This is a genomic window from Neobacillus fumarioli NBRC 102428, assembly GCF_001591485.1.
Taxonomy (GTDB): domain Bacteria; phylum Bacillota; class Bacilli; order Bacillales; family Cytobacillaceae; genus Neobacillus; species Neobacillus fumarioli.
The window spans coordinates 1-13,840 of record NZ_BCUZ01000062.1 but is presented as its reverse complement, the minus strand read 5'-3'; the positions used below and the strand labels follow the sequence as shown (position 1 = coordinate 13,840).

Genomic DNA, 13,840 nt, shown 5'->3' with positions numbered 1-13,840 from the left:
GGGTCCATTATAAAAAGTACCATAATGTATTGGTACTAAAATTTTGCATCGTAGTATTTTTGCCGCTGCAATCGCTTGTTCAGGACCCATGCAAATAGGTTGGTTGCTAGGGATCATTCCTTCTTCTCTAACCACTGCTGCGTTAATCGGAAGAAAAGCTACGTCAATTGGGCCATATTTTTCTGTTATTTTCCACCAAAACCCATGCCATAAAGTATCTCCACAATGGATAATAGTTTGCTCCTTGCTCCTAACTACCCACGAAACTTGTTTGTCTCCTAAGCCATCGACGGACGACTCTGCAAAAATTTCAAAATTACCTTGAAGAAAACTCTCTCCAACTTCTAAACCAGTGATATTGTTAAAACCAGCTAATTTTATCTGCTCCACACTTTGTTTTGGTACAATTATTCTAACATTTCTGCCAAAATGTGTGCGAATGGACACCGGGTCAAAATGGTCGGAATGAAGATGAGTGATCGCAATGAGATCCGGTTTTTTAAAAGAGGACAGCTCATATAACTCTTCCAATGGCTGGCCAAAAAAGCTTGATTGATAACTATCATAAATAGGATCAATCATCAGCACCTCCTCTTCGCATTCCAGCATTATCCCAGCCCATTGAATCCTTTGAATTCTCACGTGCTTATCGCTCCTTTCAAAAATTTTATTTCTCAAAAAAACTGACTATACAGTTTATATATATTATAACTGATTTTTCTTATTTGTATAGAAAAATTGTTTATTCAACACCGCCAGAGTTGTAATTTCTACTAAACCGCCTTCTGTGTCATGAGAAGGTCAAGTATAAAAGGAATACAAAACCAAATAAAAAACGGAAGCAGCCTAAAAAAAGCTGCTTTCTTGTATAGCCTTTTGATTAGTTTTTCTCCAAACAGCGCCTATAAGAAGTAAGGCCATGGCTATATAGCCAAGCCCGCCAATAAAACCCAATGTACGGGGCTTCATATATTCTAAGGCCGCTCCGGATACCATCATCGACAATCCTAATATTGGATTTGAAATGGTCGTAAATAGGCCAAACATGGTACCTTGGTGCTTAGCAGGAATTTCTTTCATTAAAATGGTATCAAAGCACGCATTCCCAATCCCGGAAAAAAACGCCAAGCTAAAAAATATGAAAACGGCTAAAACAACGAAATGAATTCTGCTCAAAAACAATAGGAAGACTCCTTCCACTATAAGACAACCCAATCCTGTCATAAGGAAATTTTTTCGCAAACGATTAGAAACAAAAGAACTGATGGTAACCCCCATTCCTAACGCCCCGTAAAAAAGGCCGACGCCCATATCTCCTAAATGGTACTCATTCACCGCATACACACTGATCAGAACATTATCCATCCCGTTCATAGTAGCGATTAAAATATCCCATAAAAACACAATTTGCACGGGAGCTGACATTTTGATAATTTTTTTAAAGATGTGGAACACTTGTTCCTTTTGATGCTGCTTTGCAATATTCACCAAGTTCCTTTTTGGAAATGGAATGGTTGAAATCAATACTGCCGCACCTAAAAACGAAGCCGCGTTCAACCAAAATATCATACCCGAGCCAAAAATAGACGCAACAAGACCGCCTGAAATGGCTCCCCCGATTAAAACAATTCCACTTAACGCTTGTTCAAGACCATTTACTGTTACTATATGTTTCTTGTTTATAAGAAGCGGAATGGTAGATTTCCTTGCAGGAGTATAAATGGCTTCCCCTGCTGCTAGCACAAATGAACTCACATAGACAATCCAAAGATCCCCTTTCGTTTGTACGAATAAAAAAGATAAAGCAAACACAATTCTTATAAGATCTGTCGTAATTAGAATGTTCTTCCGTGAAAAATGGTCCGCCAGCTTTCCACCAATTGGTCCAAACACTAAAAAGGGTACCATTCGAACAGCTAATGTTATACCTGCTGAAACCCCTGAACCTGTTAACTGTATCACCATTGCCAAAACAGCAACCGAACTGAAACGATCCCCCACCCCATTTACAATTCCAGCTATAAATAGTTTCTGATAGTGTTTTTCTTTTTTTAAAATGGAAATGTTCATCACCTTCTTTTACAGATACCTAATTTTATATTTATCTAATTTTGTTAGTAAAAAAATTTAGTGGATCCACCATAATTCCACTGGATTTAACTCATATTGATTGTTTTCCCGGTACATAAATTGACACATAATCAGTTCGCGTCTTAAAGTGGCAAAATCATCATAATACTGCTTTAAATATTCATTGAGCTCTTTTTCCGAATAGACTTTACCAAACTCTAAGCCCTGGATCATATGTTCAAGAACAACGAGTTTTTTCTTTCGTTGAGCAGGAAAATTTTTTAACTTTCCATCATTTGTAAATAAATTCCGAATGATCTCTTCTCTCTCTTCTACAGTTACAGCCATATCCATATTGGCATCCCTTCCTCTTCCTACTGTTAAAATGGCCTTCGCACTCATCTCCAATATTTTTGTATTAAGCGAAAAGTAGATCGTGTTTTTGTCCCGGCGTTCCTTGATCAGCCCAACTTCCCTTAATTTCGTCATATGGTGTGTAATAGTTGGCGGTTTTAATCCTAACTTTCCCGCAATCGCCTGCCCATGCAGCGGACCTTGTTGAAGAAGGGCGATAATTCTTACGCGGGTCAAATCACCAAGTGCTTTATGGAATTCCACAATTTTGTTCAATTGCATATGGAGTCACCTACTTTCATGAGCATTTAATTAGATAATAATCGAAAATATTTTGCATTTCAAGAATTAAATTGATCCCTTAATTCATAAAGAATGGTTTAAACCTATTTAGAATAAAATGATGTAAGAGGTCGCAATTCATTATGAAGCGGAGTGACAAAATTGAGGGCCATAGTCTTTAAAGCATTTGCCATCACGAATGAAATTGAATTAAACAAAATCGCTGTTCATTGCGGCATTCCGAAGAAATTTACCTGGGAGCAGCCTTTAATCCTGAAAGGTAATATATTACAATCAATCCTCCAGCAAGAACTGGACGCTTCGCAAATGGTGCTCGTTTTTTCCTTTGGCAGTATTGTCTTTATTAATATCTCTCACATCCATGAAATCACGAAATTTTTAACATTTCTTCAAGACTTTCAGCCTGAATTTGATCTTATGAATGCAAATAGATATACCGATGACTATAGCCTGCATATTGGAGAAAATGATTCTATAGAGCTAACCGATGAATACGTCATCGTGCCGGAATATGATCCTTTTTATCCTGAATTAATTTCGACTGTCCTCGCGAAATCAGTTGCCCTTGAGAGAACGGAAGAACAACTCGGAAAAATCCAGGACAATCTGGAAACAATGATTGACAGGCTGGAAAAAGGCAAGTTAAGAATCGGAAACAAGGAGCTGGCAAGAACAACGGCAAAAATCGTCCGCCATGAATACAACACTCTTGCCTATATCATGATTTTAGATAAGCCCGATATTACGTGGACGAGCAGCAGTGCCAGTGAATTCTATGATAAGATGGGAAATTTTTTTGAATTGAACGACCGATATAAAATATTGAAAAACAAAACAGAAATTCTCTATAACATTATGGATGGTTTTTCAACGATTAGTCATTCAATAAGAGGGTTATTTGTGGAATGGATTGTCGTAATTCTAATTATTATTGAAATAGTGCTTTCTATGCTGCAAATTATGGGATGGCATCAGAAGTAAAATCGGCTCCTTCTGGTAGTAAAGTGCGGTTATCTGAGAGTAAACTTAGATGATCCTAGAGTAAAATGCGATTAACCAAGAGTAAACTCAGATTATCCAAGAATTAAATACGGTTTTCCGAGAGTAATGGTAAACACACATATTGATAGGTCCTCATGTCAGTTCATAAGGACCTTTATTTTTTATCGAAATTTCTTATAGCAATTCTTATTCCTCCGCCACTTTCACAAGCTGCTTGCCAATGTTATCCCCGCGGAACAATCCTAAAAAGGCATCTACTGTGTTCTCAAAGCCTTCAACCACGCTCTCACGATATTTGATTTTTCCTTCGCGTACCCATTGCGATAATTGGATTAAGGCTTCTTTGTTATGCTCGGCATAATCAGAGACAATGAAGCCTTTCATTAACGAACTGGTCTTTAAGAGCTGTCCTGCTACTCTTGGAGCCAATTCCGGCTTTTCTAAATTATATTGCGAGATTTGTCCGCAAATGGCCGTCCGGGATTGGAAATTAATTCTTGACATCACCGCATCGCTTACTGCTCCGCCAACATTATCGAAATAAACATCAACACCATTAGGACAAGCCTCTTTTAGTGCTTTGCGGAGATTTTCGACAGTTTTATAGTTGATGGCAGCATCAAACCCTAATTCATTGGTTAAAAAGGCACATTTATCATCCCCTCCAGCAATCCCGACGACCCGGCAGCCTTTCAATTTGGCAATTTGACCGACAACCGTCCCTACTGCACCAGAAGCGCCGGAAACGACAACTGTTTCTCCTTCTTTCGGCTGTCCTATGTACAATAACCCAAAATAGGCTGTTAAACCAGGCATTCCTAGGACATGCAGCGAAGTCGTAATCGGTCCCCATTCCGGTTTTATCCTGCGAATACCGCTGCCATTAGACACACTGTATTCAGCCCAATTAAGAATCCCTTCAACATATTGTTCTGCTTGGAATTTGTCATTTTTGGATTCTATTACTTTTCCAACGATGCCTCCTTTAAATGGTTCCCCTACCTTATAAGGCTCGGCGTAGGATTTTGCATCCGACATTCTGCCGCGCATGTACGGATCAACAGAAATATAGAGGGTTTTGATCAATACTTCGCCATCTTGAATTTCCGGGATCTGCTCTTTCACCATTTCAAAATTGCTTTCATCCGGCATTCCCTTCGGTCTGCTTTTAAAATAAATAACACGATTCACTCTAGAACACCCCTAACTATTTCAAACTTTTACTTTAAATACATTCGATAACTACAGCGTATTTCCCTGCCTTTTGAACAAAATTACTTGTTATACCTTTCAGATGATTATCTCTCTAAAGTAATAATTTTTCGTGAAGTACATCATTATATAAAAGGAGTTCTACATAGGCTCTAAAAATTTTTACGGCCTTGTAGCATCTACCTATACAAAAGAAAGGAGCAGAAAAATGACCCATCGCAACAATAACCGAAAACAGCCTCACACTGGCAGCAGCAAAGTAAGAACGAGTGATACAGAATTTGGCAGTGAGTCAACTGTTAGTAAGAAAGCAAGTAAAAGAGCAGCAAAAGAAGAATAGTTAAAGAAAGGATCACCTCATGATTTTCAGCCGGGGTGATCCTAAAAAACCCTAATTCCTCTTTAATTCCTCCAAAATTGGAAACAGCTCTTCCAGATGACGTATTTCATAAGTTGGAATGACTTCGTTTCGTTCTTTTTGATGGCGATTGACCCAAACTGATCGAATCCCGGCTCGGTTAGCCCCAAGGATATCTGTCATTAAATTATCACCGACCATCATCACTTTCTCTTTTTCAAGGGACAGCTTTGATAAGGCATATTCATAAAGAGACGGATCGGGCTTTCCTTTACCAAACTCTCCTGAAATGACAATATAATCAAAATAAGGGACCAGTTCAGGTGTAATCGACAATTTTGTGTTTTGCAAGTCCGGCGAGCCATTCGTTAGTAACAAAAGCTGATAATTTCCTTTTAATGCATCGAGTACCTTAAAAGTTTCTTCATAGACAAACGGCGAATTCCTTCGCTCCTGCGGAAAACGCTCACCCAGCTCAAAGCCAAATACCGGATCATCGACACCCATTGTCTTGAGACCCAAGGTCCAGGCATCCTTTCGATAAGTTGGAACAATTTCTTTCAGTTTTCTAAATTGATCAAGTTCGTCCAAAAAATTACCCCATAACCCTTCAAACGGATTAACACCAATCATCTGTGTAAATGGATAAATCTCATATGAAGAGTATAGTTTTCGAGCCGCCTCTCTTACAGCCTCCTCCAATGCTTTAGGATCCAGGCCATATCGATCTTGGGCTACTTTGCATGTAGCAGCAAAAGCTTCTTCAATACTTTTTTGATCCCAAAGCAGTGTGTCATCTAAATCAAAAAATATCGCTTCCACCATGTTCAATCTCCCACTTTTAGTCTATATTTTTTAATAGTTTACCATTTTTATAAAAGTAAGTCTTTTATTTAAGCAGAAAATTGTCGAAAATTAAAAGCAACTGTTTTTCGATTATAGTTGCCTCTTAAGGGTTCCCCGCGATCTTCTTTTTGACAATTGCAATACATAACGTTAACAGCGGTAAGAAAAGACCAAATGTCAGAGAATAAGGTGTCCAAGCTACCGAAATCATCCAATTAAAATAGGTAATATCGCGACTTCCAACAATTGATAAAAGAATGGTTATCATTCCAAGCGGTAGTGTAAGAAAACGATACTCCCTTAGTTGTAAAATTTCTGTTAACATTAAGGTGGAGGAATAAAAAAACACTGTTAATTTGAAGTAAATTGAAATAAACCAAATACCTGCGACCATCCCCTCAATCCTTTGAATAAAATTACCTAACGATATTTTGCGAGCGATTGCGTAGCTTGGATAAATATGTCTTTCAATTGATGATGCTCCAAGTACAGCAATAGCCACAAACGTAATTGTTACAATAGAAAATCCTCCAATAAACATACCGACAAGAAACGGTTTTCGAACTTTTTTTAAGTTATTAATTTTAGGTGTTAACATTAGAAACACAACGAATTCTAGAAAGGGAAGACCAAGAAAATGAAATGTTGCCTTCAGTACTGGCTTTATTCCTTTTTCGAGAACTGGTAATACATTTTCCATATACATTTGAGGGGTGATTAAAAGAACAATCGTACCTAGGAGAAGAAAAATTAATGGCAAAAAGATCTGTCCTGCACGTGACACTGTTTCAATCCCTAAACGCGTTCCAAAAATAACAACGGTCATAAATAAAATCAAAATTGCGTGAATAGGGGTTGCTACCATAATATGTGTAGTTAAAAAATCTCCTATTTCACGAAGAAGAAGAGCGGAAATGACAAAGAAGTAGCTAAAATATGAAAGTGACACCACTTTCCCCATCCATTTGCCAAAAATAATTTCATTTACCCCAGCCAATGTTTTTTCAGGGAATTGCATCGCTAATGAGCTATATAACAGGATAAATAATGAAGAAATGCTTACTCCTAGTATAGCTGATAACCATGCATCTTGTTTGGCATCCGCTGCAAGAATTGATGGAGCAACAAGCACAGAGCTTCCTATAGTAAAAATGATAACTAATGTTTTAAATTGGCTTAGTTCAATGTTTTCCTTATCGAGCATCCTAGTTCACCGACCCATTTTATAAAATTTTGAAATCGCTAGTTATTGCAGCAAAAAGCCGTATATGCTCCAATCACAAAACAAACATAAATGCCATTAAGACAGCAGATGTACTGAGTAACGATCAAGGAGAACTACTTTTACACAAGCAATATGTTGATAAGAAAGTAAATATGGTAATTTGATGCAAAATTCAAGTGTAAAATATGTTAAAAATCCAGCTAAAATTTAAAATCACTTGTTTATTAATTGAAATATTTTTTCCGCATATTATCCTTTCTCCTCTATTTTCCTATTTCAACAAGTTCAATACTACCTCGCTGATTGGTTTAAAAATGAACGTTATCCCATCAACTGGATTTGGAATATGTACTCCAAATACTTTTAGGATACTTAAAAGAGTCCCGCATAAGAGTAGTATGCAAAAGACAACAAGTTCTTTTTTATACTGTTTTTTTAACAGTGATGGGATTTCAATAAATGTAAACAGCACGGCAGTGAGCAATATACCTATACTGGCTAACATTTCAATCACTTCCTTAAGGGTTGCATGAAAGAATTGCCTATAGTACCTACTCGACGTAATTTTATATTTATTTTTATATCAACAGGCAAGTTAACAAAATACTGCTTGTCCCAGTCATTTTCCACTTTACTCCAGTATTTTGGGTTTGAACGATGCACAGCTTCACCAAAGCCATAAATGTCTGATTGAAATTTTCGTTGCACATCTTTTATTGATTTTGAAATAACGGCCGTTTCTTGTTGTTTAAATACTTTTTCTAACTGGGCGATTGAATGCGGCTTTGTCAGATCAATGTTACATTCTACTTCCCCTACATTCCCTTCCATATTCATAACTACTTTAGCATTCGGTTTATCGCCAACTACCTTCCCTTTAATTTTTGTTTTCGACCGGATAATTTCAATAACCGCTTTTCCTCCTGACGGGCATTTTATATTTACGACTGTATCAAATACGTTATTCATTAAGAGATTATACGTCTTACTTTCGTCATCATTTAACCATCCAATTAGTTTGTCTATATGAAACACAGCTACATTGTCAAACTTCAAATAAGTATTTGGGGTAATATTCTGTATATTCGTTATATTTTTTCCTTCTTTTATATTTCCCACAATATTAATACCGCTTAAAACTGGCTGTTTTCCTTTGCTGACTATTTCCTGGATCAGCTTATCAAGTACAACTGCACTTGACTGCGCCCAAACTTTTGAAGTAATGGTAAGAGATTGGTACATGCTATTTGCTGGTATTTTTTCGATAGGAGTGGCAATCTTTAAAATTTGTTCAGCCCTTTGCTTTTTGGCGATTACAATAAGGAAATCCGATCTTACTTCCCAGTCTCTGGATAATATGTCAAGAATATGACCAATACCTTTTTTGGCTAATGATTCACTAATTATAAGTATCCGAAGATGCGCAGGATAAACTTTCCTTGGAGAATCCTTTGTTATTTTTCGTACTGCTTCAAATACTGTTTTCCCTTCCTCACTAAAGTTTGTCACTGGCGAATCCGATCCTCCTCCTCCTGTTTTTTCAGCTATCATACCAGGATCCACCATCTGTGCAGTAACACGAACATTCCCATTCTTTCCTTCATCAAGCCCCAATGCAAAGGTAATCCCAAGTTCGTTTAACTCACGTCTGCTCCAACATCCAGAAAGGAGAAGGGAGAGGATACTAATCACAACCAAGCAACGTTTCATGCCATCATCTCTTTCTAGCTATGGGTTATTTTCCGGTGGTTCAGGTTTAGCCAATGCCGGATCTTGCTGTCTTATGATATTTTTTTGATTTAGTAATCTCGGACGTGTAGTCATTTTCCAACGTGTTATTCGGATAATCGAGTCCTTAAAGTCTGAAGCAATAAATGGTGCTAATGGTGTCAGGTAAGGAACGCCAAACGATCTTAAGCTGCATAAATGAAGCACAAGCATAATCAAGCCAATCGTAATTCCGAATAACCCAAAGGAACCGGCAAGACACATTAATAAAAACCGAAGCATTCGAACTGCAATCCCGATACTATAGATTGGGAAGACAAAACTAGATATAGCTGTAGTCGCCACAACGATTACCATGGCGGCAGAGACAATACCGGCATCAACCGCTGCTGTTCCAACTACTAATGTCCCAACGATAGATACAGCCGGTCCGATGGCTCTTGGCATTCGAATACCGGCTTCACGGATAATTTCAAACGTAAATTCCATTATCAATGCTTCCACAAAAGCAGGAAACGGAGCACCTTCACGCTGAGCTGCGAGGCTGATCAATAGCTCAGTTGGAATCATTTCTTGGTGATACGTCGTGATAGCAACATATAAAGAAGGTGAAAGCAACGTAATAAAAAACGTTAAAAACCGAAGCAAACGGAGCAGTGTGCCGATATCTGACCTTTGTGAGTAATCGTCCGGTGATTGAAAAAAGTGAACAAATAGGGCCGGAACAAGTAACGCGTACGGAGTTCCATCCACTAAGATGGCTATTCGCCCTTCTAATAGGGCAGCAGCAACAACATCGGGACGCTCCGTATTAAACACAGTGGGAAATGGAGTATATGTTTGATCTTGTATTAATTCTTCAATTGTCCCACTTTCTATAATCCCGTCAATATCAATCCGCCTCAGGCGCAAACGTACTTCTTCCACTACTTTATCATTTGCAACCCCTTTGATATACAACATCCTGACAGATGTTTTCGTCATTTTTCCAATAGTTCTTGTTTCCACCCGCAAGTCGGGATCTCTAATTCTTTTCCGAACCATTGAAGTATTCACACTAATGTTTTCATTAAATGCTTCTTGTGGTCCGCGAATAACACTTTGTGAGGTCGGTTCCGACACACTGCGCTCTGTCAATTTTCGAATTCCCATAAGCAACGCTTGAGGATAGCCATCAACAAGCAATATCGCATTGCCGGAAACTAATTCGAAGATTAACTCCTCAAAATTCGTAACATCTTTTACATCACCGACTGCGATAAGATCCTTTAAGATTTCAAAAAGGTGCCGCCCGTTCATTAGATCTTGGATCAGATCCGTGTTCCAGGCATCTAACAATAGCGGTTCTAAAATAAAATTTTGAATCGCCGTATGATCTGTCATCGATTCGGTATAAAAAAGGGCTGCTGGTATTTGCCTGTCTTGGCCAATATGAAATTCCCTTATCTTTATATCCGAACTATTGCCAACCATATCTTTAATGATTTCCAAATTTTCTCGAAGGCTAGTTTTTAATAAATGTTCTGAGTCAGAAAGATAGCCCTCGTTCGTTTTTAAAACTTTTGACATCATCTTTGTTTTTCTAAAAAGTCCCATACTTATTCCTCTTTACCGGTAGACTTTCAAACTTTGTGTTAGTATTTGCCAGATCAAGAACGATAATGCGTATAGATAAAAAAAAAAAACAGCAGTGAAAAGTAAATGCTGTTGTTTTTAAGTCTTAAAGGTACATAATATATGTTTTTTAGGAAGAGTATATATACCATATAGATTAACTGGAGGATCGCTATGATTTATATTTATCATGATTTTGGCGGAACCCATACGACTGCGATCGCAGCCGCCTATCATTTAAAACTGCTATTTCCAGATGCCACACAGCTTACCAAAGAAGAAATATTAGCCATTCCCTATTTTAATCAATTAAAGAAAAAGGATGCTGGGAAGATTTTATTTCATGGGATGGATGATGAGGGAAATCCGGTTTATACAATTGGCAGAAGAAATGACAAATTGGTCATGCCCGCACTTCACGACCTATGCTCCTTATTATTAAATCGTTACAAGCAAAACGAAAAAGTGATTTTCTCAAACACCTCGCCAACCGTTCCGCTTGCCATGACACTAGGGGGTTTTTTCTCCCGCGGACTAGGGATCGATTTTATAGGGGTTCCACTCCTTGTTAAAGGGGCACAGCAAAGCCATCGCCATATTCACCAGCTCGTCGAAACCACAAAAAAAATTGCCCTACAACAGACCAATCAGCAGATCATCATGATTGAAAACCTGCAATACCAAGCCTAAAACAAATGGAGCCAAAACGGCTCCATCATAAGGAAATTATTTTTGCGATACTAACGCGATAAATTGTTCAATCACTTCATCAAGGAATTTTAATGTTCCCTTGTCTACTAACTCTCCGGTAATTTCATCAAATTTCGATGCAGCTAGATTAATCAAAACCTCATTCCCTGCAGGCTTCAATAGCTTTGCTTGCACTCCCGGGGCTGCTAGGATTTCTCTTAGATGAAGCTGCGCGCGAATCGTACCCATGAGCCCCAGTGATACACCTGCAGTCATAGTTGGTTTTCCATTGACGACTTGATCGACCCGGGAGAGCCAGTCAAGTGCGTTTTTCAGCACCCCAGGAATCGACCAGTTATATTCCGGAGTAATAATGATGATACCATCAGCCTCCTTCACCTTTTGTTTAAAATCTTTCACAGACTCAGGTGGAGTAGTTTCAATATCTTGATCATAGTATGGAAGATTTCGGATGTCGAGAATTTCTGTATTAAATTTATTTATGTAACGGTCCTTAATCGTATTTGCCAGTTTCATGTTTAAGGATTCTTTTCTGATACTGCCAACCAGGATTGCTATTTTCATTTATCCTGCACCTCTCCATCTAACGTAATAATCATCGGTCCATCTTTAGTTATAATCATTGTATGCTCGTACTGGGCCACAAAACTTTTTTCTGTGATATAGGTCCATCCGTCGCCTTTTTCAAATACCTCTTCTTCTAATGTGGAGATAAACGGTTCAACTGCGATGACCATACCTTCTTTGAGCAATTCATCGCCATCAGTCTCATAATAATTAAAAATATGCTCCGGTTCCTCGTGAATCGACCGGCCTATTCCGTGGCCAGTCAAGTTTTTAATGACCGTGAATCCATGCTTTCTGGCTGTTTGGTAGATGGCTTTGCCAATTCTGCTTTTTTTGGCACCCGGCACCGCTTTTTTGATGCCTTCTTCAAATGCTACCTTCGCTATCTTGCACATATTTTTTAATACTTCATCACCGTCCCCGACGACAAATGAAATCCCCGTATCGGCAAAATAGCCATTTTTGGAACCTGAAACATCGATATTAACCAAATCCCCCTCCTGAATCACCCGATCTCCGGGAATCCCGTGGGCCACCTCCTCATTTACACTGATACATGTAAACCCTGGAAAATCATATTCCCCTTTTGGAGCGGACATTGCACCTGCTTTTGCAAAAAGTTCACCAGCAATCGTATCAAGTTCCTTTGTGGTGATGCCTGGTTTCGTTCGCTGCATCAATTCATCCCGGATGGCAGCGCAAATTCTGCCAATTTCTTTTAAGCCTGTCACATCTTCTGCTGTTCTTACGATCATCGTTTTCCCTACTTCTTTATAGTTTTTTTATGCATTCTATTGTAACGTTCATATAGTAAAAAATTCAATTAAAATCGATTGTAAAGTACTCCGAATATAAATTCATTTACTGTAAATACTGTAAATGCTAGTACAAAAGGAGGTTTAGAAAATGGACGCAAAACGCGCACAGGAAATTGCGAATTCACACATAATGGCGAATGTACTGTATAATGGCAAACCAATCTATATTGAACATGTCGACCAGCAAAATGGTAAAGCTACCATTCACCCGCTTGATAATCCAAATCAAAAACAAAGTGTTTCGATTACTAGCCTGACAGAGCAATGATTTAAAACAGCGGGTACTTTGGTTTGTACCCGCGGTCACTCTATTTCGCCAGTATCAATTTTACGTTATTCTGTCTCCCAACATTTTTCACATTGGGGGCAATGGTCGCGTTATTCCCCACAACCATTAAATATTCATTTGGGTCTTTAGAAACAAGATAGACTCCATTTTTTATTACTGATCTATTTCCCACTACGGCATTTTGAATCCAAACATTATCTTCAATCACCGTATTTGGTAAAATAACGACTTTTTAATGAACGCCCCTTTGCCAATCTTACCCCCGCTAAATATAATTGACTTTTCAATTGTCCCACTGATTTCGAACCCATCACTAATTAAACTTTGATGGATCTTTGCGTTTACATCAATAGATGCAGGAGGTTCATTTTTCCTAAGTGTATGAATCCACATTTTTCCTTTTATTTAAAAGATCTAAGTTTGCCTCCCAATAGCTACAGACCGTACCAGTTTATTTCCAATAATGGTAAAAAAGTATTCATACAATTCCAACCAGTCCTGCATTATAGACGGAATGATGTCTTTAGTAAAAATCGCGATGGGTTACTTCCTCTTGTTCATCTTGAATCAAGTAATCTTTTAAAATCGGCCAGTTAAAAATATAAATTCCCATGGAGCTAAATTTGTTGTCGGCTTTTTGGCTTTTCTTCAAAATCGATTATTTTTCGGCTGGTTTGATCAACTTTTAACAAACCAAATCTAGAGGCATCCTTCCACGGAACTTTGACAGTAGCAAAAATCGC

Annotated in this window: 16 protein-coding genes; 4 read left to right on the top strand and 12 right to left on the bottom strand. The window is 38.2% G+C overall.

All coding sequences use genetic code 11. The features are described 5' to 3' along the window. The 3 genes from BFU02S_RS10325 to BFU02S_RS10315 all read right to left on the bottom strand — a co-directional run. Positions 1 to 609: MBL fold metallo-hydrolase (locus BFU02S_RS10325; protein ID WP_268872899.1), on the bottom strand; the 609-nt coding region annotated here is incomplete at its 3' end. 237 nt (positions 610 to 846) lie between these two features. Further along, positions 847 to 2,070 carry an MFS transporter gene (locus BFU02S_RS10320; RefSeq protein WP_066370069.1) on the bottom strand — a complete coding sequence of 408 codons (1,224 nt, stop codon included), beginning with the start codon at positions 2,068 to 2,070 and terminating at the stop codon, positions 847 to 849. Positions 2,071 to 2,127: 57 nt separating this feature from the next. Continuing rightward, positions 2,128 to 2,706 (bottom strand): DUF2087 domain-containing protein, encoded by a 579-nt coding sequence (locus tag BFU02S_RS10315; RefSeq protein ID WP_066370067.1) that lies wholly within the window; start codon positions 2,704 to 2,706, stop codon positions 2,128 to 2,130. A gap of 162 nt (positions 2,707 to 2,868) precedes the next feature. Here BFU02S_RS10315 and BFU02S_RS10310 point away from each other — a divergent pair, with 162 nt between their 5' ends. Beyond that, entirely contained in the window at positions 2,869 to 3,708 is an 840-nt protein-coding gene (locus BFU02S_RS10310; RefSeq protein ID WP_157075899.1) for an RMD1 family protein, read from the top strand. 207 nt (positions 3,709 to 3,915) lie between these two features. Here the strand turns inward: BFU02S_RS10310 and BFU02S_RS10305 are convergent, their stop codons facing one another. Then, positions 3,916 to 4,920, bottom strand: coding sequence for an NADP-dependent oxidoreductase (locus BFU02S_RS10305; protein ID WP_268872898.1), 1,005 nt, complete (start codon positions 4,918 to 4,920; stop codon positions 3,916 to 3,918). A gap of 229 nt (positions 4,921 to 5,149) precedes the next feature. Between BFU02S_RS10305 and BFU02S_RS17495 the strand changes: the two genes are divergently transcribed. After that, positions 5,150 to 5,281, top strand: coding sequence for a hypothetical protein (locus BFU02S_RS17495; RefSeq protein ID WP_268872897.1), 132 nt, complete (start codon positions 5,150 to 5,152; stop codon positions 5,279 to 5,281). 51 nt (positions 5,282 to 5,332) lie between these two features. On the opposite strand, the gene BFU02S_RS10300 is transcribed toward BFU02S_RS17495, so the two are convergent. From BFU02S_RS10300 to BFU02S_RS10280, 5 genes are all read right to left on the bottom strand, one after another. Continuing rightward, complete coding sequence (locus tag BFU02S_RS10300; protein ID WP_066370065.1) at positions 5,333 to 6,124, bottom strand: HAD family hydrolase; 792 nt, start codon at positions 6,122 to 6,124, stop codon at positions 5,333 to 5,335. 124 nt (positions 6,125 to 6,248) lie between these two features. Beyond that, positions 6,249 to 7,349 (bottom strand): GerAB/ArcD/ProY family transporter, encoded by a 1,101-nt coding sequence (locus tag BFU02S_RS10295; protein ID WP_066370063.1) that lies wholly within the window; start codon positions 7,347 to 7,349, stop codon positions 6,249 to 6,251. 292 nt (positions 7,350 to 7,641) lie between these two features. Beyond that, positions 7,642 to 7,875, bottom strand: a complete 234-nt coding sequence (locus BFU02S_RS10290) for a hypothetical protein (RefSeq protein WP_066370054.1) — start codon at positions 7,873 to 7,875, stop codon at positions 7,642 to 7,644. A gap of 5 nt (positions 7,876 to 7,880) precedes the next feature. Next, on the bottom strand, positions 7,881 to 9,080 hold the full coding sequence (locus tag BFU02S_RS10285) for a Ger(x)C family spore germination protein (protein ID WP_066370052.1): 1,200 nt from the start codon (positions 9,078 to 9,080) through the stop codon (positions 7,881 to 7,883). 18 nt (positions 9,081 to 9,098) lie between these two features. Beyond that, positions 9,099 to 10,694, bottom strand: coding sequence for a spore germination protein (locus BFU02S_RS10280; protein WP_066370050.1), 1,596 nt, complete (start codon positions 10,692 to 10,694; stop codon positions 9,099 to 9,101). A 192-nt stretch (positions 10,695 to 10,886) separates the two neighbouring features. On the opposite strand from BFU02S_RS10280, the gene BFU02S_RS10275 reads away from it, so the two are divergent. Continuing rightward, positions 10,887 to 11,402 carry a DUF3189 family protein gene (locus tag BFU02S_RS10275; RefSeq protein ID WP_066370047.1) on the top strand — a complete coding sequence of 172 codons (516 nt, stop codon included), beginning with the start codon at positions 10,887 to 10,889 and terminating at the stop codon, positions 11,400 to 11,402. A gap of 36 nt (positions 11,403 to 11,438) precedes the next feature. On the opposite strand, the gene BFU02S_RS10270 is transcribed toward BFU02S_RS10275, so the two are convergent. Together BFU02S_RS10270 and map are read right to left on the bottom strand one after the other, a co-directional pair. Then, a complete protein-coding gene (locus BFU02S_RS10270) occupies positions 11,439 to 11,987 on the bottom strand; it encodes an NADPH-dependent FMN reductase (protein ID WP_066370045.1) in 549 nt (182 codons plus the stop codon). After that, positions 11,984 to 12,745 carry a type I methionyl aminopeptidase gene (gene map, locus BFU02S_RS10265; protein WP_066370043.1) on the bottom strand — a complete coding sequence of 254 codons (762 nt, stop codon included), beginning with the start codon at positions 12,743 to 12,745 and terminating at the stop codon, positions 11,984 to 11,986. Before map ends, BFU02S_RS10270 begins: the two co-directional genes overlap by 4 nt. A gap of 151 nt (positions 12,746 to 12,896) precedes the next feature. On the opposite strand from map, the gene BFU02S_RS10260 reads away from it, so the two are divergent. Next, positions 12,897 to 13,076, top strand: a complete 180-nt coding sequence (locus tag BFU02S_RS10260) for a small acid-soluble spore protein H (RefSeq protein WP_066370042.1) — start codon at positions 12,897 to 12,899, stop codon at positions 13,074 to 13,076. Positions 13,077 to 13,714: 638 nt separating this feature from the next. On the opposite strand, the gene BFU02S_RS17685 is transcribed toward BFU02S_RS10260, so the two are convergent. After that, on the bottom strand, positions 13,715 to 13,837 hold the full coding sequence (locus tag BFU02S_RS17685) for a sugar phosphate nucleotidyltransferase (protein ID WP_218005649.1): 123 nt from the start codon (positions 13,835 to 13,837) through the stop codon (positions 13,715 to 13,717). Positions 13,838 to 13,840: the final 3 nt, after the last annotated feature.

What these genes read in the sequence shown, in the direction of transcription:
- BFU02S_RS10320 (WP_066370069.1), bottom strand. Translation starts at nt 2,070, where the DNA reads ATGAACATTTCCATTTTAAAAAAAGAAAAACACTATCAGAAACTATTT.
- BFU02S_RS10315 (WP_066370067.1), bottom strand. Translation starts at nt 2,706, where the DNA reads ATGCAATTGAACAAAATTGTGGAATTCCATAAAGCACTTGGTGATTTG.
- BFU02S_RS17495 (WP_268872897.1), top strand. Translation starts at nt 5,150, where the DNA reads ATGACCCATCGCAACAATAACCGAAAACAGCCTCACACTGGCAGCAGC.
- BFU02S_RS10300 (WP_066370065.1), bottom strand. Translation starts at nt 6,124, where the DNA reads ATGGTGGAAGCGATATTTTTTGATTTAGATGACACACTGCTTTGGGAT.
- BFU02S_RS10295 (WP_066370063.1), bottom strand. Translation starts at nt 7,349, where the DNA reads ATGCTCGATAAGGAAAACATTGAACTAAGCCAATTTAAAACATTAGTT.
- BFU02S_RS10290 (WP_066370054.1), bottom strand. Translation starts at nt 7,875, where the DNA reads ATGTTAGCCAGTATAGGTATATTGCTCACTGCCGTGCTGTTTACATTT.
- BFU02S_RS10285 (WP_066370052.1), bottom strand. Translation starts at nt 9,080, where the DNA reads ATGAAACGTTGCTTGGTTGTGATTAGTATCCTCTCCCTTCTCCTTTCT.
- BFU02S_RS10280 (WP_066370050.1), bottom strand. Translation starts at nt 10,694, where the DNA reads ATGGGACTTTTTAGAAAAACAAAGATGATGTCAAAAGTTTTAAAAACG.
- BFU02S_RS10275 (WP_066370047.1), top strand. Translation starts at nt 10,887, where the DNA reads ATGATTTATATTTATCATGATTTTGGCGGAACCCATACGACTGCGATC.
- BFU02S_RS10270 (WP_066370045.1), bottom strand. Translation starts at nt 11,987, where the DNA reads ATGAAAATAGCAATCCTGGTTGGCAGTATCAGAAAAGAATCCTTAAAC.
- map (WP_066370043.1), bottom strand. Translation starts at nt 12,745, where the DNA reads ATGATCGTAAGAACAGCAGAAGATGTGACAGGCTTAAAAGAAATTGGC.
- BFU02S_RS10260 (WP_066370042.1), top strand. Translation starts at nt 12,897, where the DNA reads ATGGACGCAAAACGCGCACAGGAAATTGCGAATTCACACATAATGGCG.